This window comes from Actinoplanes sp. NPDC049599 (genome assembly GCF_044465625.1).
Taxonomy (GTDB): domain Bacteria; phylum Actinomycetota; class Actinomycetes; order Mycobacteriales; family Micromonosporaceae; genus Actinoplanes.
The window spans coordinates 170598-192166 of the sequence record NZ_JBITLX010000009.1 but is presented as its reverse complement, the minus strand read 5'-3'; the positions used below and the strand labels follow the sequence as shown (position 1 = coordinate 192166).

The following is a 21569-nucleotide window of genomic DNA, read 5'->3' as shown; positions in this document are numbered from 1 at the left end:
GTCCACCCGCCGGTCCGCCCGATGACCAGCCGGCAGCCTGACCGACCGCCGGTTCGGCCTGACCACCCGCCGGTCCGCCCGATGACCAGCCGGCAGCCTGACCGACCGCCGGTTCGGCCTGACCACCCGCCGGTCCGCCCGATGACCAGCCGGCAGCCGCGCCGGCGGGCCGGCCTCAGCCGAGCGCCGGCACCCGGTCCAGGAAGCCCAGCACCGTGCGGATCCGCCCGTCCGGTCCCAGCTCGGCCACGTCGAAGCCGATCACCACCGGCTCCTCCCCCGCCGGGCCCAGCCGCCAGGTGAACCGGCCCTGCTGGTGGTGCGCGTCCACCGGCCCGCCGGAGCTGAACACCAGCCCCGGGAACTGTCCCTGCACCGCCCCGATCAGGCCGTCCAGCGCCGCGTGTCCCTCGACCGCCGCCAGCGGGTCCACGTAGCGCACGTCGGCCGCGAAGGCCTGTTCCACCGCCTTCCGGCGGAGGTGCGGGTCGGTTTCGTTCCAGGCGGCCAGGTAGCGCTCCACCGCGGATTCGAAGTCGCTCATGGGGTTCCCTTCCTCGGTTCGTTTGCCCGACCACCGTCACCCCGCGCCGGTAGTGCCGTCGATTACCTCGCGGGTAATCGGCGGGCGCCGGGCGGCTCCCTACCATCGGGGCATGAGCGACGTGGGGGTGCTGCTGCGGGAGTGGCGGGGCAACCGGCGGTTGAGTCAGCTTCAGCTCGCCGGTCAGGCCGGGGTGTCGGCGCGGCATCTGTCGTTCGTGGAGACCGGGCGGTCCCGGCCGACCCGGGAGATGATCCTGCGGTTGGCCGAGGGGCTGGCCGTACCGTTGCGGGCTCGGAATGCGTTGCTGCTGGCCGGCGGTTTCGCGCCGGCCTTTCCCGAGGGGGATCTCGGCGGGCCGGACCTGGCCGCCGTGCTGGCGTCGCTGCGGGCCGTGCTGATCGGGCACGAGCCGTGCCCGGCGGTGCTGATCGACCGGCACTGGACCATGGTCGACGGCAACGCGGCGGTGCCGCTGCTGACCGCGGGCGTGGCGCCGGAGCTGCTGGAGCCGCCGGTCAACGTGCTGCGGTTGTCGCTGCACCCGGACGGCATGGCGCCGCGGATCCGCAATCTGGGCGAGTGGCGGGCGCACGTGCTGCACCGGCTGGACCGGCAGGCGCTGGCGACCGGCGATCCGGTGCTGCGGGCGCTGCACGACGAGCTGCGGGCGCTGCCCGGCGGCCGGGACGCCGCGCGGCCGGACGGGGTGGTCGTGCCGCTGCGGTACGCCGCCGACGGGCACGAGCTGTGCTTCTTCAGCGTCACCTCGGTGCTCGGCACCCCGCTCGACGTCACCCTCGACGAGCTGGCCATCGAGTCGTTCCTGCCGGCGGACGCGGCCACCGCCACCTTTCTGCGCGCCCGGTGACAGCGCGGCGCGCCCGGTGACAGCGCGGCGGGCCCGCGGGTGACAGGATCAGCGGCATGGATCTCGGCCTCGCTGACCGCGTCTACGTCCTCACCGGCGCCTCCCGGGGCCTCGGCTACGCCACCGCGCAGGCCCTGGTGGCCGACGGCGCCAAGGTGGTCATCTCCGCGCGCTCGCGGGCCGCGGTCGATGCGGCCGTCGCCGCGCTCGGCGACGGTGCGGCCGGGGTGGTCGCGGATCTGACCGAGCCCGGCACGGCGGAGCTGCTGATCGGCACCGCGCGGGAGCGCTTCGGGCGCCTCGACGGCGCGCTGATCTCGGTGGGCGGCCCGGCCCGCGGCACGGCCGCGGAGGTCACCGACGAGCAGTGGCGCGAGGCCTTCGAGACGGTCTTCCTGGGTACGGTTCGGGCCGCGCGCACGATCGCGGCGGCGCTGACCGAGGGCGGCGCGATCGGGCTGGTGCTCTCGACGTCGGCGCGGACGCCGATCGCCGGGCTGGGCCTGTCGAACGGCTTGCGGCCGGGGCTGGCCGGGGCCGCGAAGGACATGGCCGACCAGTACGGGCCCCGCGGCATCCGCGTGGTGAGCCTGCTGCCGGGCCGGGTGCTGACGGACCGCAACCGGGAACTGTTCGCCGCGACCGGCGACGCCGAAGCGGCCGCCGAGGCGGCTGCCGCTTCCGTGCCGCTCGGGCGGCTGGGCGAGCCCGCCGAGTTCGGCAAGGTCGCCGCGTTTGTGCTGTCGCCGGCGGCGGGCTACCTCACCGGCCTGATGATCCCCGTCGACGGCGGCGCGCTGCGGGCACTGTGAACCGGACCGAGCCGGTCACCTTCCTGGTGCCCAAATGGCGGCCGGCGCTCAACGTCGCCCTGATCCTGCTGGCGGTGATGCTGCTGTTCCGTGGCCTGCTGCTGGTCGCGGGCGGGGCGGCCGGCTTCTCGCTGGACGTCTCCGACTACGTCGAGGCCGTGCTGTTCGCTGTGCTGACGGCCGCGGCGGGTGCGGCCGGCGCGATGGTCGGCATCGGGCGGAGCCCCGGCTGGGTGCGCCTGTCCGAGGCCGGCCTGGAGTTCGCCGCGGCCCGGCACCGGGCGATCTTCCTGCCCTGGACCGCGGTCGCCGCCGTGCGCCTGCGCCTGCGCCGCCGGCCGAACTGACCACACGCCGGGCCGCCCCGCCGGCCGGTCGATACGCTGGCCGGATGCTGTCCGCTACGCCGCCGCCGGCGTTCCGGCCGCCGACGGCCGCGGAGGTCGCCGGCGCCGGCGAGCGCACCCTTCCCGACCTGGTCGGGCCCGGCCTGCGGGTGCTGTTCTCCGGCATCAACCCGAGCCTCTACTCGGCGGCCACCGGGCACCACTTCGCCCGCCCGGGGAACCGGTTCTGGCCGGCGCTGCACCGGGCCGGCTTCACCCCGGAGCTGGTGCACCCGGCCGAGCAGGCGACACTGCCGGGCCTCGGGCTGGGGATCACCAACGTGGTGGCCCGGGCGACCGCGCGGGCGGACGAGCTCTCCCCGGCGGAACTGGTCGACGGCGGCCGGCAGCTGGCGGAACTGGCCGCGACCTGGCAGCCGAGGTATCTCGCGGTGCTCGGCGTGACCGCGTACCGCGCGGCGTTCGGGCGGCCGAAGGCCCGGATCGGGCCGCAGGACGAGACGGTCGGCGGCGTGCCGGTGTGGGTGCTGCCGAACCCGAGCGGGCTGAACGCGCACTACACAGTGGACACGCTGGCCTCGGCCTACGCCGAGCTGCGGGCGGCGGCGGGCTGCTGACGCCGGCCGGAAGTCAGGTCCGCGGGGGCACCGACCTGACTTCCGGCGGCATGCGGGTGCCTCCCCAAAGGCCCCCGCTCCCAAGACGTACGCCGGTGCGGATACGTTGCATCGGCGGCGCGATCAGCTGATCTTTTCGGCCATCTGGCCTTTGGTCTCGAAGGCCGAGCCGGTCCACGTCCACCGCTGCCAGACCTGCAGGTCTGGGCAGCACAGCGAGGCGTCCGCGCTGAGCGCCGTGGCGTCGACCTCGATGTTCCGGCCGCTCGTCTGCACGTCGACCGTCCGCAGGTACTGCTTCTTGCCGGCGTCCAGCAGCGGCTTGCCGGTGCTGTCCCCGTCGAAGACGAAGACGTGCACGGCGTTGGTGGAGGTGGTGGTCGGGCAGGAGGCCACCACGATCGCGTCGCGTTTCCCGTCGCCGGTCAGGTCGGCGTGCTCGACGTTCTGCACCTCGGCGCGGTCCGGCAGGTCGACGTGGTGCTTGCAGCCGAGTGCCCGGAAGGCGACCCGCTTCCAGTTGACCGCGCTGCTCTGTCCGCCCTCGCCGGCCGCCGGCTTGCTGCTCGGTTCGGCCGGGCTCGCCGACGGCGCGGGGGCCGGGCTCGTCGGCTCCGCGGCGGGACCACCCACGCCCGCGGACGCGGACGGCGTGGCGGCCGGCGGAGTGGCCGTCGACGTCGAGGGCGACGTGCAGGCCGCGGTGGCGACGACGGCACAGCCGGCGACGGCGAGCATGGTGAGGGTGGCGGGCTGACGCATGTGGTTTTCTCCCCGTGACGTGCGGTGATGTGGCCACACCGTATCGACGTTGCGGCCTGCTCCGGCTCACGCTTTCGTGCCAGCGCGGGCGTAGGGTTCGGCAGGTGCTGACCGCCGGAGTTGACCTCGCCGCCGACCCGGCCGGCACCGCGGTCGCGGCGGTCTCCTGGTCCGCGACCGGCGCGACGGTACGCACGCTCACCGTGCCCGCCGACGACGACGTGATCGTGGCGCTGGCCGGCCGGGCCGACAAGATCGGTATCGACTGCCCGCTGGGCTGGCCGGACGACTTCGTGAGCTTCGTGACCGCGCACCGCACCGGCGTGGTGGCGGTCCCGGCCGGCGTCGAGGGCAAGGAGTGGCGCCGGCGGCTGGCCTGGCGGCACACCGACGAGGTGGTCCGCACGCTGACCGGCCTGGTGCCGCTGAGCGTGTCCGCGGACCGGATCGGGCACACGGCGATGCGCTGTGCCGCCCTGCAGAGCCGCCTCGCCGGTGCCGGGCGCAGCGTTGATCGCAGTGGCGAGGGCGCGGTCGTGGAGGTCTACCCGGCCGCGTCGCTCAAGGTGTGGGGCCTGCCGTGGCGCGGCTACAAGACCACGAAGAACCAGGCCGCGCTCGGCGCCGTCGTCGACCGTCTCCTACAGGCGGCGCCGTGGCTCGACCTGGGCGAGCACGAGGCGTTGTGCCGGCGCAGCGACCACGCGCTGGATGCCGTCGTGGCGGCGCTGACCGCGCGGGCCGCCGTACGGGATCAGGTCTGTCGTCCCGCCGAGCGGGAGCTGCCCGCGGCCCGGACCGAGGGCTGGATCGCGATACCCACCGCCGCGCTGTCCGCCCTGCCGGGATAAAGCGGATGTGCGTTCCCCGCCGGATGCCTAGGGTGGCGCCGATGACTCTTTCTCATGACGTGACCGGCGACGGCCCCACGGTGGTCCTGCTGCATTCGACGGTGTGCGACCGGCGCATGTGGGACCCGCAGATCCCGGCCCTGGTCGCAGCCGGGCACCGGGTGGTGCGCTGCGACTTCCGCGGCTTCGGTGACACGCCGGTGCCGGACCGGCCCAGCAGCGACGCCGACGACGTCGTTGCGCTCCTGGACGCCCTCGGCGCGCCGCGGGTGGCGCTGGTCGGCGCGTCCGGCGGGGGCCGGGTGGCACTGGAGATCGCCGCCGGCCGGCCGGAGCGGGTGACCGCCCTGGCGCTGCTGTGCACGGCGGTGGCGGGCCACGAGGCCGGCGCCGAGCTGCGGGCCGTCGGCGCCCGCGAGGACGCGCTGCTGGAGGCGGGTGACGTCGCCGGGGCGACGGAGCTCAACGTGCGGACCTGGGTCGGCCCGGCCGCGGACGAGCAGACCCGGGACAAGGTACGCCGGATGCAACGGCACGCGTTCGACGTGCAACTGGCGGCCGCCGAGGAGTTCCCGCCGGTGCGCACCGAGCCGGACCCGTCCGCGATCACCGCCCGCACGCTGCTGGTCTCCGGGCGGCACGACCTGACCGACTTCCGGGAGATCGCCGCCGGGCTGGCGCGGCGCATCCCCGGCGCCCGGCACGTCGAGCTGGACTGGGCGGGCCACCTGCCGAGCCTGGAACGCCCCGAGGCGGTCAATCCGCTGCTGGTCGACTTCCTGCGCGGCGGCGCCTGACGATGGCCCGGACCGGCCGCTGCCCGCGGTGCTGGACACCGTCTGCGTGCGCACCGGGCTGCACTTCCGGCTGCGGCACGGGTCGCCTCCGACGTCGGTGACGGCCGGCGCGCTCCGCGCCTATCTCTTCTTCCAGGTACGCCGGGGAGATTTTGAACTGGGCCGGCGCTATCGATCGGGTACGGGAGCGCCCCGCGGTTGAGTAGCTATACCCAGGTGCGGGGCCCGCGGGCACCGGAAGACTGGCCCGATGACCGCTACCAGTGCCGCGCCCACCACCGCGCCGCGTCGCCGTGAACCCGCCGTCCTGCTCGCCGTCGGCCTGATCGCCCTGGCGGTCTCCGCGATCGGGGCGAAGTCGCTGGGCACCTGGCTGCTGGAGGTCGCCGCGGCCGTCGTCGCGGCGGTGGTCCTGGTGCTCACCTACCGCAGGTTCCCGCTCACCCCGCTGGCCTACCGGCTGATCCTGGCCCACGCGGTCATCCTGATGATCGGCGGTCACTGGACGTACGCCGAGGTGCCGGCCGGTGACTGGGTGCGCGACACGCTCGGGCTGGCCCGCAACCCGTACGACCGGCTGGGCCACTTCGCCCAGGGCTTCGTCCCGGCCGTCGTGGCCCGGGAGGTGCTGCTGCGCCGGACGCCGCTGCGCCCCGGCCGCTGGCTGGCCGCGCTGGTGCTGTGCGTGGTGCTGGCGGTCAGCGCCACCTGGGAGCTGTTCGAGTGGCTGGCGGCCGTGGTCGGCGGCTCCTCGGCCGACGACTTCCTCGGCACCCAGGGCGACGTCTGGGACACCCAGTGGGACATGTTCTGCGCCGGCGTCGGCGCGATCACCAGCCTGCTGCTGCTCAGCCGCGTGCACAACCGTCAGCTCGGCCTCGCCGCCGCCCCGGCGCGGTAGAACAGAACTGTGACCCTCACCCTCTGTCCCGACGTGGCAGCCGCCGGCTGGATCGTACGGAGCGACCTGCCCTGGCACCGCCTGGTGGGCTTCGGCCCGGCCGGCTTCGACGCGTACGCACGGTTGCGCCTCCTGCCGGACCCGGAGCGCCTCGGCCAGAGCGAGAACGACGTCCAGGCGGAGGACTGGCGCATGGCCCAGCTGCCCCGGCTCTTCACCATCCTGGCCGCCCACACCACCACCGCCGACCGCTGCTACGTCTGCGTCTGGGACGGCTGGGGACCGGACGCCCGCCCGGCGCCGAAGGTGGTCATCCCGCACCGCGAATACTGGCTGTTCCAGGGCCCGCTGACCGGCCTCGGGACGGCCGGCAGCGCGCGGGCCGGGCTCGAGGACGAACAGCCGGCCTTCGTGTGGCCGGCCGACCACGCGTGGTGCTTCGCCCACGACGTGGATCCGCACTGGGCCGGCATCGGCGGCCCGGCACAACTGATCGACCGCCTCATCACCGACCCCGAGCTCGACGCCGTCCGGGCCGACCCGGCCGAGCAACAGCCGTTCTACCGGTAACCGGGCCGACCCGGCCGAGCAGCAGCTGTCCTGTCCAGATCCGAACCGCCGTCGCGTGGGCGCGCCGGCCGGGTGGCGCGGCCGGGCGACGGCGGCCGAAACCAGCCGACCGGCAGCTGCCCCGTCAGCTCACCCAGCCGGCCCCACTGGGCCGGACCGAGCCGGACCGAGCCGGACCGAGCCGGACCGAGCCGGACCGAGCCGGACCGAGCCCGGGCTGGTCAGGATTCGATCGGGTGGGCCACCGGGACGACGATCTGTTCGGTGGGTTCCGCGTAGGGCATGGCCGGGCTGTCGCCCACCGCGAACTGGGTGCGGTACAGCTCCGCGTACAGGCCGCCGGCGGCGACCAGCTCGGTGTGCTTGCCTCGCTCGACGATGCGGCCGTCGTCCAGGACCAGGATCAGGTCGGCGTCGCGCACCGTGGACAGGCGGTGCGCGATGACCAGTGCCGTGCGGCCCTCCAGCGCCACCGTCAGGGCACGCTGCACCGCGGCCTCGGACTCGCTGTCGAGGTGCGCTGTCGCCTCGTCCAGGATCACGATCGACGGGTGCTTGAGCAGCAGGCGGGCGATGGCGATGCGCTGTTTCTCGCCGCCGGAGAACCGGTAGCCGCGTTCGCCCACGACCGTGTCGAGGCCGTCGGGCAGCGCGCGGACCAGCTCGACGACCTGAGCGGCGCGCAGGGCCTCCCACATCTGGTCCTCGGTCGCTTCCGGGCGGGCGTACCGCAGGTTTTCCGCGATGGTCTCGTGGAACAGGTGGGAATCCTGGGTGACGACGCCGATGGTGTCGCGCAGCGACTCCAGGGTGGCGTCGCGCACGTCGACGCCGCCGACCCGGACGGCGCCCTCGGTCACGTCGTAGACCCGGGAGACGAGCATCGAGGTGGTCGACTTGCCGGCGCCGGACGGGCCCACCAGCGCGACCAGCTGGCCCGGCTCGACGGTGAAGTCGACGCCCCGCAGCACCGGGGCGTTCTCGGTGCGGTCGAGGGCCGCCACGTCCTCCAGCGTCGCCAGCGACACCTCGTCGGCGCTCGGGTAGCGGAAGTGCACGTCGCGGAACTCCAGGCGGCCGGAACCGGCCGGGATCGCGACGGCGTCCGGCTTCTCCTCGATGCCCGGCTTCAGGTCGAGGACCTCGAAGACCCGGTCGAACGAGACCAGCGCGCTCATCACGTCGACGCGCACGTTGCTCAGCGCGGTGAGCGGGCCGTAGAGGCGGGTGAGCAGCAGCGCCAGCGTGACCACGGTGCCGGCGGTGACGCTGCCGGTGACCGCGAGCCAGCCGCCGAGCCCGTACGTCAGGGCCTGGGCGAGCGAGGCGACCAGCAGCATGGCGACGAAGAAGGTGCGGGAGAACATGGCCTGCTGCACGCCGATGTCGCGGACCCGCTGCGCGCGTTCGCCGAACCGGGCCGCCTCGGTGTCCGGCCGGCCGAAGAGCTTGACCAGCAGGGCGCCGGAGACGTTGAAGCGCTCGGTCATGGTCGCGTTCATCTTCGCGTCCAGGTTGTAGGACTCGCGGGTGATCTCGGCCAGCTTCTTGCCGACCCGGCGCGCGGGGATGATGAAGACCGGCAGCATGACCAGCGACAACGCGGTGATCTGCCAGGACAGGCTGAACATCACGGCGGCGGTGAGCACGAGCTGGATGACGTTGCTGACCACGCCGGAGAGTGTGGAGGTGAACGCCCGCTGCGCGCCGGTGACGTCGTTGTTGAGCCGGCTGACCAGCGCGCCGGTCTGGGTGCGGGTGAAGAACTGCAGGGGCATGCGCTGGACGTGGTCGTAGACCCGGGTGCGCAGGTCGAGGATGATGCCCTCGCCGATGCGCGCCGAATACCACCGCTGGGCCAGCGACAGGAACGCGTCGACGACCGCCAGCCCGGCGATCAGGAACGCGAGCCGGATGACCGTGGTGGCGGCGTCGGAGCCGCCGGCGGTGATGGCGTTGACCACGTGACCGGCGAGCACCGGGGTGGCGACGCCGATGCCGGCGGCGAACACCACCGTGATCAGGAAGACGATGATGTCGCGGCGGTACGGCCGGGCGAAGCGCAGGATGCGCTTGGTCGTGCCCCGGCTGAGCTGATGCTGCGCGACACGCTCGGAATTCTGCAGCGAGCGCAGCATCATCCAGCTTGAGCCGCTGGAGTTCGGGCCCATGCGTCACCTCCCGGGCGTCTGTGGCGAGGCACAGTCTGCCCGCTGGGTATGACAACCCGAGAGGTAACCGGTTTCTTCCGGATCGGCCCTTACTCGGCGCCCAGCAGGTCGCGCAGGCGGCGGGTCTGTGCCTCCCGCTCGGCCCGGTCCTGCTCCGCGTAGGAACGGTCGGTCGCCCCGGCGAGCAGCGCCTTGATCTCCGCGACCGCGCCCCGGTCGGCGGCCAGCACGGCCGCGGCCAGGTCGGACACCGCCGCGGACAGCTCGGCGCCGGCCACGACAGCGGTGGCCAGACCGATCCGGTCCGCCTCCTGCGCCGAAACCCGCCGCCCGGTGACGCAGATCTCCAGCGCCCGGGCCGCACCGACCAGCTCGGTGAGGCGTTTGGTGCCGCCGAGATCCGGTACGAGCCCGAGGGTCACCTCGGCCATCGAGAATCGGGCGTCGTCGGCGAGCACCCGGAAGTCGCAGTTCAGCGCGAGCTGAAAACCGGCGCCGATCGCGTGGCCCTGCACGGCGGCGATGGTGACCAGCGAGGGGCGGCGTAACCAGGTGAACGCTTCCTGGAAGCCCGCAATCCGCTCCGCGCACTCCGCAGGCGACAACGTGGCCAGATGCGGCAACGAAGAATCGCCGGTGCCGCGGGCTACCGACAAGTCGAGTCCCGCGGAAAAAGCCCGTCCTTCACCCCGGACAATGACGACTCGCACGTCCCCCGGCATTTTCCGGGAAATGTTGCCGAGCTCGGACCACATGGCCGGAGTCTGTGCATTGAGCACATCGGGCCGGCACAACGTCACCGTCGCGACCGGCCCGTCCTGGTCATACCGAACCCCTGTTTCGGTCCCGGGTGATGCGCTGGTGGTCACGCCTTCTTCCGACGGCGGGCACCGCCGCGCTGGCGGAGCTGGACCCCTGACTCGGTCAGCACCCGGTGCACGAATCCGTAGGACCGGCCGGTCGAAGCGGCCAGCGCGCGAATGCTCTCTCCGGAGGTGTATCGCTTCACCAGGTCTTTGGCCAGCGTCTGACGCTCGCTTCCGACGATTCGGCGACCCTTCTCAGTGCTGGTGGCTGTGCCCGTGGCTGCCATGTTGAATCCTCACGTCCCAGACTGTGCGGTTCGATACGGTCCCACCTATTAGACCGCCTCCAACGATCATGCGCTAGGTATCTCGGCTTAGCCAACGTGCCCAATTACCACTGTCAGGAACCCGACGGTGACCATGCGCATCAATGTCAGACAGTTGCCGGCGGGGCCGGAACCGGTCGTGAATCGGACGTCGGAGAGCGCTTGCCCGGCCGGACCGGGCGCCGCCGGGCCCGGCGCGGCACCGCCTCAAGACCACCCGCTGAGCTGCACAAACATCAACTACACGGTGGACGGACAACGATGTCACGCAGCGTCGATGCAGCGTGCACGAAGAGGTGCGGGTCGTCGCCCGAACGGTCGGCGGAGCGCGGGTGAGGGGCGCCCGCAGCCGGTCGGGTGGTGACCGGAGCCGGGCAGGAGTCGCACTGTCTGTGTGGGCACCAGTTGACAACCGACGATGCCGTTGATCCTCGATCAAGCGACGGCGGTCACGCCAGCTCGACGAGCTCCAGCAGATCGTCGCTCCACGCGTCCTCGTCACCGTCGGGCAGCAGGATGGCCCGGTCCGGCTTCAGCGCCTGCACGGCCCCCGCGTCGTGGGTGACCAGCACGATCGCACCCGGATAGTTGGCGATGGCGTCCAGCACCTGCTCGCGGCTGATCGGGTCGAGGTTGTTCGTCGGCTCGTCGAGCAGCAGCACGTTGGCGCCGGAACAGACCAGGGTGGCGAGCGCGAGCCGGGTCTTCTCGCCGCCGGAGAGCACCCCGGCCGGCTTGTTGACGTCGTCGCCGGAGAAGAGGAACGCGCCGAGGATCTTCCGCAGCTCGGTGTCGGTCTGCTCGCCGCCGGCGCTGCGCATGTGCTCCAGGATCGTGCGGTCCACGTCCAGCGTCTCGTGCTCCTGGGCGTAGTAGCCCAGCCGCAGCCCGTGCCCGGCCCGCACCTCGCCGGTGTCGGACTGCAGGTGGCCGCCGAGGATGCGCAGCAGGGTGGTCTTGCCGGCGCCGTTCAGGCCGAGGATGGCGACCCGGGAACCACGGTCCACCGCCACGTCGACGTCGGCGAAGATCTCCAGCGACCCGTACGACTTCGACAGGCCGTGCGCGGTCAGCGGGGTCTTGCCGCAGGCCGCCGGGCTCGGGAAGCGGACCTTCGCCACCTTGTCCGAGGTCCGCACCTCCTCCAGGCCGTCGAGCAGCTTGTTGGCGCGCTTGGCCATGTTCTGCGCGGCGATGGTCTTGGTGGCCTTGGCCCGCATCTTGTCGGCCTGGGCCAGCAGCGCGCCGGCCTTCTTCTCGGCGTTGGCACGCTCACGGCGGCGCCGGCGCTCGTCCGTCTCCCGCTGGGCCAGGTACGTCTTCCAGCCGACGTTGTACATGTCGACCTCGGCGCGGTTGGCGTCCAGATACCAGACCCGGTTGACCACGGCGTCGAGCAGCTCGACGTCGTGACTGATCACGATCAGGCCGCCCTTGTGGCTGGCGATGTAGCCGCGCAGCCAGGTGATCGAGTCCTGGTCCAGGTGGTTGGTCGGCTCGTCGAGCAGCAGGATGCCCTTGCCGTTCTGGCCGGAATTCTGGAACAGGATGCGGGCCAGCTCGATGCGCCGGCGCTGGCCGCCGGAGAGGGTGCCGATGGTCTGCGCCAGCGCGCGGTCGGGCAGGCCCAGGTTGGAGCAGATCCGGGCGGCCTCGGCCTCGGCGGCGTACCCGCCCAGGCTGGCGAACTGGTCCTCGAGCTGGCCGTAGCGGCGGATCAGCTTCTCGTCGGCGCTCTCCTCGAGCTCCACCTCGAGCTTCTGCATCTGCGACAGCAGGACGTCCAGGCCGCGGGCGGACAGCACCCGGTCGCGGGCGGTGACGTTCAGATCTCCGGTACGCGGGTCCTGCGGCAGGTAGCCGACCTCGCTGGTGCGGGTCACCTCGCCCGCGAACGGCTGTCCCTCGGCGGCCAGGACCTTGAGCATCGTGGTCTTGCCGGCGCCGTTGCGGCCGACCAGGCCGATCCGGTCGCCGGGCTGCACCCGAAGGGTGGTCGGGGAGATCAGGATCCGGGAGCCGGCGCGCAGTTCGAGTCCGGTGGCGGTAATCATGAGGGAACGTCTCGCTCTCGAGGAAGAAGGCTGGCTCAGGGCACACGGAAGCGCCGAGGAGGATCGTGGGCGATCCCGCTCGGCGCGGGGCAGGTCAGCCTTCGCAGAGCAGCACCCGGCAATTGTACCGGGCGACCGCCGGGACCTCCCAACCGATTAGCGGGCAAGATCATCGGGTACCAGACCCGGCACACCGTGCCGGACGCGCGAGCGAGGATGAGATGGAACTCAACGAGAACGCCAGGATCGACACCAGTCAGATCGACGACCAGCGTTCCTCCGGAGGGGGCGGGGGCGGGATCGGCGGCCTGCCCATCGGTGGCGGAGGTCTCACCGGCATCATCGTCACCGTCCTGATCGCCGTCGTCGGCGGCTTCTTCGGCATCAACACCCTCAACGGCGACAGCGGCGGCGCCCCGCAGACCGGCGACAACACCTCACTGACCCAGAAGTGCTCGCAGGAGAACGCCGACGAGCAGCTCGACTGCCGCAACGTGCTCTACGTGAACTCGATCCAGGACTACTGGGTGGAGGCGCTGCCGGCGGAGTTCGGCGACCCGTACAAGCCGGCCAAGACGGTGCTGTTCGCGAACGCGGTCAAGACCGGCTGCGGCAGCGCCGACTCGGGCGTGGGCCCGTTCTACTGCCCCGCCGACGACCGCGTCTACATCGACCTGAGCTTCTACGACGTGCTGGCCAAGCAGCTGGGCGCGCCGGGCGAGTTCGCCCAGCCGTACGTGCTGGCCCACGAGTACGGCCACCACGTGCAGGACCTGCTGGGCACCGAGGCCGCGATGCGCCGCGAGCAGGAGCGCGACCCGGACGCCGCGAACGCGCTGTCGGTGAAGCTGGAACTGCAGGCGGACTGCTACGCGGGCGCCTGGGCCAAGAACGCCACCGGCACGGACGACGGCTCAGGCCAGAAGATCTTCACCAGCATCACCGAGCAGGACATCCAGGAAGGCCTCGACACCGCAGCCAAGATCGGCGACGACGCCCTCCAGCAGCGCGGCGGCGGCCAGGTCAACCCGGCGGAGTTCACCCACGGCACCAGCGCCCAGCGGCAGGAATGGTTCAAGCGGGGTTACGACTCGGGCTCGCCGAAGAAGTGCGACACCTTCGCCGGGGGCGCGATCAACTGAGCTACGGATCCGCGCAGCAAGAGATCTTGGAAAGCGACGGCGGCTGGGCCTGAGTCACGACTGCCCGTCCGCCGGTGCGCGAGATCTTGGCTGGTTCCGGCCTCTGGTTACCAAGATCTGTCGTTGCCGGCGACCCTGGTTCAGGCTGGGTCTCGTACCAGGATGCGGATGGCGCGGGCTTGGGCTATCGCCTCTTCCAGCACCGTTCGGCGTGGTTCCGCGACTGCCAGGAACCGGTCGCTGCGCAATTCGAGCAACGGACGCAACTGCGGCGAGGCGAGGATCGTGTCCACCGCCGTGTGGTCGCCGCCGGTTACCAGGGTGCTCAGTGCGCGTACCTCCGGAAGGAGTAGGCGGGCCGCGATGCCGGCGCCGTCGGCGGCTGCCGCTTTGGCCTGGTTGTCGCGGCGGCGCGCGAAGCGTTGCTGGGACCAGCCACCCGCCGCGGTTCGCCCCTGCACGTAGTGCGTGTCGACCTTGGACACGATCAGCTTGGTGCCCTCCGCGACACCGACGGCGACCGCGCCCTTGCGGGCCAGCAGCAGCCCGATACGACGTAGGACGCAGGCCTCCTGCTGCAATGCCGTCAGGTCATCAAGTTCCGGTACGCCCGGCGGTGGCGAGAGCTCCGCGGTGGCGCCGTCCTCGGCAGTGACCGCCAGCCCTGCCGCGGTCCACGGGCCGTGCCGGGTCGCGAAGTTGTCCAGCCAGCGGTCCAGCCGATCGGGGGCGACGTCCACCCACCGTCCCCCACCCGCAGCCGGTCTTGCACTCATGCTCGACACCCTACGGCCGCCGGCTCGCTCCCTCCTCCCCGCGGCAACCTCCTGCGGTGCTGATCTGCACTTTGCAGATTGGGTTTCGCAGATGGTGCTTTGAGGAATGCCAGATGCTTCCTGCAAACCGCTGCTCCCCGTTTAATGAGCGTTAAGGAGAGGGGTGGCGATGTTCCTGGAACCCGAGACCGGAGGCGGCGGCGGAGGCCGCCGACCACGCCGGCGGATCATCTATCGCGACGACCAAATCATCATCACCAGCTGGTACGTGGAGGTCGACGGCGCCCGCGTCCCCATCGCCGACCTGCGTGACGTGCTGGTCTGCCTGACCTTCCGGTATCCCGTCGTGAAGGTCACCGTGGTGCTGGGCCTGATCGAGGCGGCGATTGCGGGCACGTCCGCCGCGGTGCTGGAGTCCGGTTGGATGATCGTCGCCGGCCTCGTCTCCGCTTGCACCGTGGCGATGGGTGCGATCACGGACCACCGGAGGAATCCGCGTTTCATGACGATCGAGGCCAACGGGTACGGGCGGCGCATCGTGCTCTTCCGTACCCGGGACAAGAAGAAGTTCGGTCAGGTCCGCCGGGCCTTGATCCGGGCCATCGAGGACAACCGCGATCTCCCGCGGTGACCTAGCGTCCGTCGCGGATGCGGCGGATCTCCTCCACCGCGGCGTCGCGGGTGAGTCCCGAGCCCACAATGGCATCCACAACGTCGTGGTATGCCGCAGTGGCATCCGGGTCCTTCACCACGAAGTCCTTGATGGGTGACTGGACGAAGACCACATCCGGGTCAGCGGTTCCGCTGAACTCCAGCATCTCGAAGAGGCCGCCCGGCCCCGGCCGGGCACCGTGCCGGAGCGGTATGACGACGAGGCGTACGTGTGGCTGCTGTTCCACCTTGAGCAGGTGGTCGAGTTGGGCGCGCATCACGTCGGCGCCACCGATCGGGCGTTCGAGCACTGCGCCGTCCAGCAGCGCGATGAGCTCCGGCGGGCGGTTCCCGGCGATCCGCGCGAAGAGTTCGGCCTGGCGGCGCAGCCTGACGTCGATCGCGTTCTGCACCGCGGTGTCGTCGGCCTTCTTGCCGATCGACGCGGTGGCGGCCTTCGCATAGCGCTCGGTCTGCAACAGCCCGGGGATCAGCAACGCCTGGTAGACGGTGATCCGGGAAGCCTCGCTCTCATAGGCGACGAACTCCCGGTATTCCGGGTCGAGCCGGTAGCTGCTCCACCATTGCCGGCGGCGGGAGACCAGCGCCAGGTCGATCAGCTCCGCGACCTCGTCACGGTCGCGGACGCCGTACATCTGCAGCAGGGCCTCGAGGTCCACCGGCTGGACCGTGACGGCGCCCGTTTCGATGCGGTGCAGTTTGGAGGTGGACCAGTGCGTACGCCGGGTCACCGTGCCAGGGCTCAGACCGCTCTGTTTCCGCAAGCCGACGAGCCTCGCGCGCAGTCGTTCGCGGGCGACGGCCTGGCGGACCTGATCGGACATGGATGTCGCCCCCGTATCGCATCAGCGGGACGTCTTCGGCTGTGTCGAGCGCCGTGCGACCCAGGTTACTAGCGACCGTCCAGGACATCCTGTATCAGCCTCAGTGCGCGGTCCCCGTACTCGCCCTCGGCGCGCAGCCTGTCCACTTTGCCGCGATATTGCGCCGTCACCTCGGGATTGCGGCTCAGCGAGTCGCCGGTGGCCGATTCGATGAACACGAGATCGTCGTCGTCCGAGTCGGGGAACTCGAGCAGCTCGAACACGCCGCCGAGGCCGGCATGCCCGCCGCCCGCGGTCGGCATGATGATCAGGCTGATGTGCGCTTGCCGGGCCTGGTGGAGCAGATGCTCGAGCTGCGCACGCATCACCTCCTCGCCGCCGATCCACCGGCGCAGCACCACCTCGTCCAGGATCGCCACGACCTGGAGCAGATCACCTGCCGTCAGGCGGTTCTCGACAACGCGCTGCCGCTCCCGGCGGACCTGCACGACCGTGACGACATCGGCGTCGGTCGGCCGCGCGCCGAGAATCGTCGCGGTGATCGCCATCGCGTACGCCGCGGTCTGCAACAGCCCGGGCACTATCAGCGGCTGGTAATGGGTGATCCTCGACGCCTCGGACTCGTAGCCCACGAATTGCTGGTACTCATCGGTCAGCCGGTGACGCGCCTGCGAAAGCGGCGTCCAGGCGATCCGGGCCAGCCGTATCAGTTCCGCGGTCTCGCCGTCCCCACAGCCGTAAAAGGAAAGGACGGACTCGAGCGCGAAAGGCTGGATGGTCCGCGCTCCGGACTCGACGTCACCCAAGCCGGATGCCGGCCAGCCCACGGCGCTCACCACCTGTTCCACCAGCATCGAGCGGGATTCGCGGAGTTCGCGGAGGCGCACGCGAAGCCGATCGCGGGCGATCGCCGGTCCGAGGAATTCTGGCATGACGAGCCTCTCTAGCTGGGAGGTCCGACGTCGGCGTCGTCCTGTTACGGGTAGGGCGAGACTCCTCTCGGCGGAGAGCGCAGGAGCGGGGGTGGCCGGAGATAACGATAATCGACACAAGCTCGGCACCGAATGGCTTGACAAGAACGCCGGGCCCGGCATGGCCGGGAATTGTCCTTGGCGAATCCACAGTATGCGAATTCCGGCGCCCCGCTACTGGGGACGATGCGCCTGGCGTACCTTGTGGACCGCTTCGGCGAGGCTCTCGCCCATGGTCAGCAGCTCGTCCATGACCCGGCGGTAGGTAGCGGTGTTCTCCGCGTCCGTCAACAGAAAGTCGGTTCCGGGCGTCTCGATGAACACGACGTCGAGGTCCCGATCCTCGGTGAAGGTCAGGAGTTCAAAAGCCCCACTGAGCCCGGGGTGTACGCCAAGACGCAGCGGCAGGACCGTGAGCTCGACGGTGTCCCGCCCGGCCATCTCGACCAGATGATCCAGCTGGGCCGCCATGACGTCGTCACCACCGATCGGCCGCAGCAGAACCGACTCGTCGATCGCCTGGCTCACCGACGGGGGCTGGTCACCCGCCAGCCTCGCCATCAACGTCTCCCGCCGTTTCATCCGCGCATCGACCAGGCTGACCACGGCCGGGTCCTCCGGGGAGGTCTGGAGCACGGATGAGGTGAGCGCCTCGGCGTATTGCCGCGTCTGCAACAGCGGCGGGACGAAGGTGGCCTGATAGGCATACAGGTGCGTGGCGTCGTTCTCGAAGGCGATGAAGTTGATGAGCTCGTCCGGGAAGTGCTTCTCACGCCACCACATGCGCTGACGTGACGCCAGCGACAGATCCACGAGCCGCTTCAGCTCGTCGCCGTCGGTGACGCCGAGGTGCCGGGCCAACGCCTCCACTTCCAGAGGCTGGATCGTCACCTTGTTGTTCTCGATGCGGTTGAGCTTCGCCAGCGACCAGTGCATCGCGCCGGCAACGGCAGCCGCCGGGGTGTTGCCACGGAGGGTTCGCAGCTCCCTGGAGAGCAATGCCCGGGCCAGCGCGGGGCCAACCGGCTCGGTCACGACGGCCCCCCTTTCAGCGCACAACAGCCTTGATCTCAACCCTACCGTGCGATCTGCAAAGTGCACTTCGTCATTTGCTTGCGAACTTCCCGCGCAGGGCCTACAGTCCGTGAGGTCACTTCCAACTGTGCCAAATGGGCATTTTTCGTATTTAGGTGGATGATCCGGTCGTGGAAGCTGCGGAAGCGCTCGTGTGGCGGAAGAGTTCTCGCAGCTCAAGCGGTGCGTGCGTCGAGGTGGCGCCGGGCCGGGGCACGATCATGGTCCGTGACTCCAAGAACCCCCAAGGGGCGGTTCTGACCTTCGGCCGGGAGACGTTCGCCGCCTTCGTCGCGGGCGTCGCCCAGGGCGAGTTCGACCTGCATTCCGCGTGATCGCCTGATCGCCTGGCCGGCGGCGGGTCGGCGGGTCGGCGGGTCGGCGGGTCGGCGGGTCGGCGGGTCGGCGGGAGTGTCACAGCACGGTGCGATGATCGGGCCATGACGCGTCCGATGACCGATGAGCTGCTCGACCGCCTGGTCAGGCTCTTCGAGGCGGCCCGCGACCCCATCCGGGCCGCCGGCGCGGCGGCCTACATGCGGCATCAGTTCGCGTTCCTTGGTTTCTCGACACCGACACAGCGCGTGCTCGCCCGCACCGCAGTCGCCGGCCTGGACAAACCGACCGAGGACGACCTGCGCACCGTTGCGCTGGCCTGCTGGGAGCACACCGAGCGCGAGTATCAGTATTTCGCCTGCGACTGGCTGCGCGCCCACGTGTCCGTGCCGGGCCCGGGCTTTCTGATCACCGTCCGCACGTTGATCACGACCAAGCCGTGGTGGGACACCACCGACCCACTGGCCACCCGCGTCGTCGGCGGGCTGGTCCGCCGCCACCCGCAGCTCGGGGCCGACCTGGACGCCTGGTCGGCCGACAGCGACAAGTGGCTGGTCCGCACGGCGATCCTCCACCAGTTGCACTACGGCACGGAGACCGACACCGATCGGCTCTTCGGCTACTGCACCCGCCAGGCCGGCCACCCCGACTTTTTCATCCGCAAGGCGATCGGCTGGGCGCTGCGCCACTATGCCCGCACCGACCCGGATGCCGTCCGTGAGTACGTCTCCCGCAATCGCGGGGTGCTCTCTCCACTCTCGATCCGGGAGGCCACCAAACACCTCTGACCCCCGACGGGACCTCGTAGCGACGGCCACTCCAGCGCATGCCGCGTGCACGCAGCATGCGCTTCGTCAGGTCAGGAGGCCGATGGCCAGGATGACGATGACACCGCTGGAGACCAGGGTGGTGATGCGGCGGCCGCGTTCGCCGGTCAGGAGCCGGCCTACGAGTGCGCCGCCGCAGGCGATGAGCAGTTGCCAGCTCGCCGAGGCCAGGAAGGCGCCCGCAACGAACCACACTCCGCCGCCCGTGCCGCCCCGGCCCAGCACGAGCGCGGCGAAGTAGACGATGGTGGCGGGGTTGAGCAGCGTCAGGGCGAGAACACCGAGAAACGCCCGGCCCGGCGTCGTGGCGGACGCCACGGCGAGGCGCCGCCCGGCCGGCTCCGGCGCCGACTCCCCCCGTGCGACATCCGGACCAGCAGTCGCCGGACCGGAGACACCCGGACCGACCGGTTCGCTGCCCGAACCGGTCGCAAGAGGCTTACTGCGCAGTGCCGATCGAGCGGTCACGGCCGCCAGCAGCACCAGCACCGCAGCCGCCACCCAGCGCAGCGGCGTCGCGATCGGCGTGATCGCCGCAGCCAGAGCCGCGCCGCCCAGCACCGCGATCAGTGCGTACACCCCGTCCGCCGTGGCCGCGCCCAGTCCGGCCGCCGCGCCGACGCGTAAGGACGTTCGGGCCGTCAGGCCGGCGATGAGGACGGCGATAGCGCCGACTGGCACGGCGACGCCGTAGCCGGCGACCACGCCGGCCAGGAACGCCCCGGTCATGACGCGGGTGGCAGGACCGCGCGGCCGGCGGCGACACGCTGCTGTCGCACGGCCCGGACGGGCGCGGCGGCAGACAGGGTCGGGTGCGGGCTCAGCATGGTCACGTCGCCCAGGATGGCGGCGACCGGCCGGTGACGGCCACCGATTTTCGCGGCCTGCCTGGTTCGGGGCAACCGGGACGGGCGCGAACGGGGTCTGGACTCCGCCGCGTTCCGACCCGGTCGGGGGATCATGACGTCGCCACGCCGAGATCCAGATTTCGCGGCGCAAGTGACCGCGCCGCGAGACGGAAACTGGGCCCGGCGCGGACCCTCATCAGCAGCTAGGGTCGGATCATGGGTGTGGTCGCTGAGCTGATCCTGATCCGGCACGGGCAGAGCGCGGCGAACGTCGCCTTTCCGCGCGCCGACGCGCAGGGGCTGCTCGAGTCGGGGCTGAGCGGGCGGGACACCGATGTGGAGCTGACCGGGCTCGGTCTCGAGCAGGCCCGGGCCGTCGGCCGGTGGCTGGCCGGTCTGCCCGGCGGCGCACTGCCCGAGGTGGTCATCACCTCGCCGTATCTGCGGGCCCGGGACACCTGGCGGATCGCCGCCGAGGGGCTCTCGTTGCCGGCGCCGAAGACCGACGACCGGCTCGTGGACCGGCTGACCGGGGAGCTGGAGATGCTGACGGAAGCCGCGATCCGGCTGCGTTTTCCGGACGAGCCCGCCCGCTTCGAGCAGGAAGGCGAGTACGTCTACCGGCCACCGGGCGGCGAGACCTTCGACGACATCGCCGTCCGGCTCACCTCCTTCCTCGACGACCTGAACCGGGACCACGCCGGCGAGCGGGTCCTGGTCGTGGCGCACGACTCGGTAGTGCTGGTCCTGCGGCGCGTCATCGAGGGCCTGGACTGGCACCGGGTCGCCGAGATCGTGGCGCAGGCCGGCCAGGTGCGGAACGCCTCGATCACCAGCTTCAAGGACTCCTCGGGCCGGCTCGTGCTGGACCGCTACAACACCGTTGACCACCTGGAGTAGCGGTTACTCCGTGTCTGTCCAGGCCAGGAACTCCTCGACGGCGTCGCGGTCGCCGTCCACCTCGACGCGGTCCAGCGGGATCCGGGTGTAGAGCGCCAGCACCAGGTCGCTGGCCGAGCCGCGCAGCGTCGCGAGCGGCTCGCCGCCGGCGGCCGGGCCGGACCTGGCGCCGGTAGGGGTCAGGTCGACCAGCCAGGTCGGGCCCTCCACCGCCGACAGGGCGATCCGGGCCGGGCGGTGCGGCCAGGCGCCGAGCGAGCCGAGCGTCACCACCAGCATCTCGTCGATCGTGTCGACGGCCACCGCGGCCGGGATCGGCTCGGGCTTGCCGACCGTCTCCTGGGCGTCCCAGGCGTGCACGGCCGCCTCCTGCACCTGGTGGCGGGCCACCGCGCCGGAGGTCATCGGCGCCTCCGAAGCTCCCCACCAGGTCCAGCAGTCGCGGTCGGGGCCGGCCACCCGCAGCGCGTCGATCAGCGCCGCGGTCGACTCGGCGGACCAGGTCAGCAGGTCGCCGGCGGGGTCGCCCGCGGTGAAGCCCGGCGGCCGGCCGTCGGTGGGGCCGGCCGTGACCACGTGGGCCCACCAGCGCTGCACCGCGCCCAGGTGGGCGACCAGGTCGCGCAGGGACCAGTCGGGGCAGCCGGGCACCCGGGCCGCGGTGTCGCCGGCCGTCACCGCCTGCCGCAGGGCGGCCGAGCGCTCGGCGATCAGGTCCAGCAGTTCGGGGAACGGCAGCAGCGAAGTCATGCCGATGGTTTACCACCGGC

25 protein-coding genes are annotated in these 21569 nt (G+C 71.4%); 13 read left to right on the top strand and 12 right to left on the bottom strand.

The genetic code is table 11. The features are described 5' to 3' along the window. Nucleotides 1–175: 175 nt before the first annotated feature. The gene (locus tag ACIBQZ_RS19010; protein ID WP_396090010.1) at nucleotides 176–544 is read right to left on the bottom strand and encodes a nuclear transport factor 2 family protein; all 369 of its coding nucleotides are present in this window, start codon (nucleotides 542–544) and stop codon (nucleotides 176–178) included. A gap of 112 nt (nucleotides 545–656) precedes the next feature. On the opposite strand from ACIBQZ_RS19010, the gene ACIBQZ_RS19005 reads away from it, so the two are divergent. Genes ACIBQZ_RS19005 through mug form a run of 4 tightly spaced genes read left to right on the top strand, consistent with a single transcriptional unit; the run spans nucleotide 657 to nucleotide 3191 of the window. Beyond that, nucleotides 657–1415, top strand: coding sequence for a helix-turn-helix domain-containing protein (locus tag ACIBQZ_RS19005; RefSeq protein WP_396090009.1), 759 nt, complete (start codon nucleotides 657–659; stop codon nucleotides 1413–1415). A 56-nt stretch (nucleotides 1416–1471) separates the two neighbouring features. Beyond that, nucleotides 1472–2227, top strand: a complete 756-nt coding sequence (locus ACIBQZ_RS19000) for an SDR family oxidoreductase (protein ID WP_396090008.1) — start codon at nucleotides 1472–1474, stop codon at nucleotides 2225–2227. After that, on the top strand, nucleotides 2224–2574 hold the full coding sequence (locus ACIBQZ_RS18995; RefSeq protein WP_396090007.1) for a hypothetical protein: 351 nt from the start codon (nucleotides 2224–2226) through the stop codon (nucleotides 2572–2574). The genes ACIBQZ_RS19000 and ACIBQZ_RS18995 overlap by 4 nt, the downstream gene beginning before the upstream one ends. A 44-nt stretch (nucleotides 2575–2618) precedes the next feature. Next, complete coding sequence (gene mug, locus ACIBQZ_RS18990) at nucleotides 2619–3191, top strand: G/U mismatch-specific DNA glycosylase (protein WP_396090006.1); 573 nt, start codon at nucleotides 2619–2621, stop codon at nucleotides 3189–3191. A gap of 123 nt (nucleotides 3192–3314) precedes the next feature. Here the strand turns inward: mug and ACIBQZ_RS18985 are convergent, their stop codons facing one another. Beyond that, complete coding sequence (locus tag ACIBQZ_RS18985) at nucleotides 3315–3953, bottom strand: hypothetical protein (RefSeq protein ID WP_396090005.1); 639 nt, start codon at nucleotides 3951–3953, stop codon at nucleotides 3315–3317. A gap of 104 nt (nucleotides 3954–4057) precedes the next feature. Between ACIBQZ_RS18985 and ACIBQZ_RS18980 the strand changes: the two genes are divergently transcribed. The 4 genes from ACIBQZ_RS18980 to ACIBQZ_RS18965 all read left to right on the top strand — a co-directional run bounded on the left by ACIBQZ_RS18980 (nucleotide 4058) and on the right by ACIBQZ_RS18965 (nucleotide 7072). Beyond that, complete coding sequence (locus tag ACIBQZ_RS18980; protein WP_396090004.1) at nucleotides 4058–4804, top strand: DUF429 domain-containing protein; 747 nt, start codon at nucleotides 4058–4060, stop codon at nucleotides 4802–4804. A 41-nt stretch (nucleotides 4805–4845) separates the two neighbouring features. Further along, nucleotides 4846–5601: an alpha/beta fold hydrolase gene (locus ACIBQZ_RS18975; RefSeq protein ID WP_396090003.1), complete on the top strand. Its 756-nt coding sequence runs from the start codon at nucleotides 4846–4848 to the stop codon at nucleotides 5599–5601. A gap of 250 nt (nucleotides 5602–5851) precedes the next feature. Next, nucleotides 5852–6502, top strand: coding sequence for a DUF2238 domain-containing protein (locus tag ACIBQZ_RS18970; protein ID WP_396090002.1), 651 nt, complete (start codon nucleotides 5852–5854; stop codon nucleotides 6500–6502). A gap of 9 nt (nucleotides 6503–6511) precedes the next feature. Then, the gene (locus ACIBQZ_RS18965) at nucleotides 6512–7072 is read left to right on the top strand and encodes a hypothetical protein (RefSeq protein ID WP_396090001.1); all 561 of its coding nucleotides are present in this window, start codon (nucleotides 6512–6514) and stop codon (nucleotides 7070–7072) included. Nucleotides 7073–7293: 221 nt separating this feature from the next. Here the strand turns inward: ACIBQZ_RS18965 and ACIBQZ_RS18960 are convergent, their stop codons facing one another. The 4 genes from ACIBQZ_RS18960 to ACIBQZ_RS18945 all read right to left on the bottom strand — a co-directional run bounded on the left by ACIBQZ_RS18960 (nucleotide 7294) and on the right by ACIBQZ_RS18945 (nucleotide 12429). Then, nucleotides 7294–9243, bottom strand: a complete 1950-nt coding sequence (locus tag ACIBQZ_RS18960; RefSeq protein WP_396090000.1) for an ABC transporter ATP-binding protein — start codon at nucleotides 9241–9243, stop codon at nucleotides 7294–7296. Nucleotides 9244–9332: 89 nt separating this feature from the next. Beyond that, nucleotides 9333–10112, bottom strand: a complete 780-nt coding sequence (locus tag ACIBQZ_RS18955) for an enoyl-CoA hydratase/isomerase family protein (protein WP_396089999.1) — start codon at nucleotides 10110–10112, stop codon at nucleotides 9333–9335. Beyond that, nucleotides 10109–10336, bottom strand: coding sequence for a helix-turn-helix domain-containing protein (locus tag ACIBQZ_RS18950; RefSeq protein ID WP_015620263.1), 228 nt, complete (start codon nucleotides 10334–10336; stop codon nucleotides 10109–10111). The genes ACIBQZ_RS18955 and ACIBQZ_RS18950 overlap by 4 nt, the downstream gene beginning before the upstream one ends. Before the next feature lie 488 nt (nucleotides 10337–10824). After that, nucleotides 10825–12429 carry an ABC-F family ATP-binding cassette domain-containing protein gene (locus ACIBQZ_RS18945; protein WP_396089998.1) on the bottom strand — a complete coding sequence of 535 codons (1605 nt, stop codon included), beginning with the start codon at nucleotides 12427–12429 and terminating at the stop codon, nucleotides 10825–10827. A 221-nt stretch (nucleotides 12430–12650) separates the two neighbouring features. Here ACIBQZ_RS18945 and ACIBQZ_RS18940 point away from each other — a divergent pair, with 221 nt between their 5' ends. Further along, nucleotides 12651–13571 carry a neutral zinc metallopeptidase gene (locus tag ACIBQZ_RS18940; RefSeq protein ID WP_396089997.1) on the top strand — a complete coding sequence of 307 codons (921 nt, stop codon included), beginning with the start codon at nucleotides 12651–12653 and terminating at the stop codon, nucleotides 13569–13571. A 140-nt stretch (nucleotides 13572–13711) separates the two neighbouring features. On the opposite strand, the gene ACIBQZ_RS18935 is transcribed toward ACIBQZ_RS18940, so the two are convergent. Continuing rightward, nucleotides 13712–14347: an acVLRF1 family peptidyl-tRNA hydrolase gene (locus ACIBQZ_RS18935; RefSeq protein WP_396089996.1), complete on the bottom strand. Its 636-nt coding sequence runs from the start codon at nucleotides 14345–14347 to the stop codon at nucleotides 13712–13714. A 169-nt stretch (nucleotides 14348–14516) separates the two neighbouring features. Here ACIBQZ_RS18935 and ACIBQZ_RS18930 point away from each other — a divergent pair, with 169 nt between their 5' ends. Next, nucleotides 14517–14978, top strand: a complete 462-nt coding sequence (locus tag ACIBQZ_RS18930; protein ID WP_396089995.1) for a DUF6232 family protein — start codon at nucleotides 14517–14519, stop codon at nucleotides 14976–14978. A gap of 1 nt (nucleotide 14979) precedes the next feature. On the opposite strand, the gene ACIBQZ_RS18925 is transcribed toward ACIBQZ_RS18930, so the two are convergent. The 3 genes from ACIBQZ_RS18925 to ACIBQZ_RS18915 form a co-directional block, all read right to left on the bottom strand. After that, on the bottom strand, nucleotides 14980–15843 hold the full coding sequence (locus ACIBQZ_RS18925; protein ID WP_396089994.1) for a helix-turn-helix domain-containing protein: 864 nt from the start codon (nucleotides 15841–15843) through the stop codon (nucleotides 14980–14982). Nucleotides 15844–15911: 68 nt separating this feature from the next. Then, nucleotides 15912–16775, bottom strand: a complete 864-nt coding sequence (locus ACIBQZ_RS18920) for a DUF5753 domain-containing protein (RefSeq protein WP_396089993.1) — start codon at nucleotides 16773–16775, stop codon at nucleotides 15912–15914. 213 nt (nucleotides 16776–16988) lie between these two features. Beyond that, nucleotides 16989–17849, bottom strand: coding sequence for a helix-turn-helix domain-containing protein (locus ACIBQZ_RS18915; protein ID WP_396089992.1), 861 nt, complete (start codon nucleotides 17847–17849; stop codon nucleotides 16989–16991). A gap of 170 nt (nucleotides 17850–18019) precedes the next feature. On the opposite strand from ACIBQZ_RS18915, the gene ACIBQZ_RS18910 reads away from it, so the two are divergent. Together ACIBQZ_RS18910 and ACIBQZ_RS18905 are read left to right on the top strand one after the other, a co-directional pair. Next, nucleotides 18020–18223 (top strand): DUF397 domain-containing protein, encoded by a 204-nt coding sequence (locus ACIBQZ_RS18910; RefSeq protein ID WP_396089991.1) that lies wholly within the window; start codon nucleotides 18020–18022, stop codon nucleotides 18221–18223. Nucleotides 18224–18328: 105 nt separating this feature from the next. Beyond that, nucleotides 18329–19012, top strand: a complete 684-nt coding sequence (locus tag ACIBQZ_RS18905; RefSeq protein WP_396089990.1) for a DNA alkylation repair protein — start codon at nucleotides 18329–18331, stop codon at nucleotides 19010–19012. A gap of 66 nt (nucleotides 19013–19078) precedes the next feature. Here the strand turns inward: ACIBQZ_RS18905 and ACIBQZ_RS18900 are convergent, their stop codons facing one another. Continuing rightward, nucleotides 19079–19780, bottom strand: coding sequence for a LysE family transporter (locus ACIBQZ_RS18900; protein WP_396089989.1), 702 nt, complete (start codon nucleotides 19778–19780; stop codon nucleotides 19079–19081). A 335-nt stretch (nucleotides 19781–20115) separates the two neighbouring features. Here ACIBQZ_RS18900 and ACIBQZ_RS18895 point away from each other — a divergent pair, with 335 nt between their 5' ends. Continuing rightward, on the top strand, nucleotides 20116–20799 hold the full coding sequence (locus ACIBQZ_RS18895; protein ID WP_396089988.1) for a histidine phosphatase family protein: 684 nt from the start codon (nucleotides 20116–20118) through the stop codon (nucleotides 20797–20799). Between the two features lie 3 nt (nucleotides 20800–20802). On the opposite strand, the gene ACIBQZ_RS18890 is transcribed toward ACIBQZ_RS18895, so the two are convergent. Next, nucleotides 20803–21549 carry a maleylpyruvate isomerase family mycothiol-dependent enzyme gene (locus ACIBQZ_RS18890; protein ID WP_396089987.1) on the bottom strand — a complete coding sequence of 249 codons (747 nt, stop codon included), beginning with the start codon at nucleotides 21547–21549 and terminating at the stop codon, nucleotides 20803–20805. Nucleotides 21550–21569 lie beyond the last annotated feature (20 nt).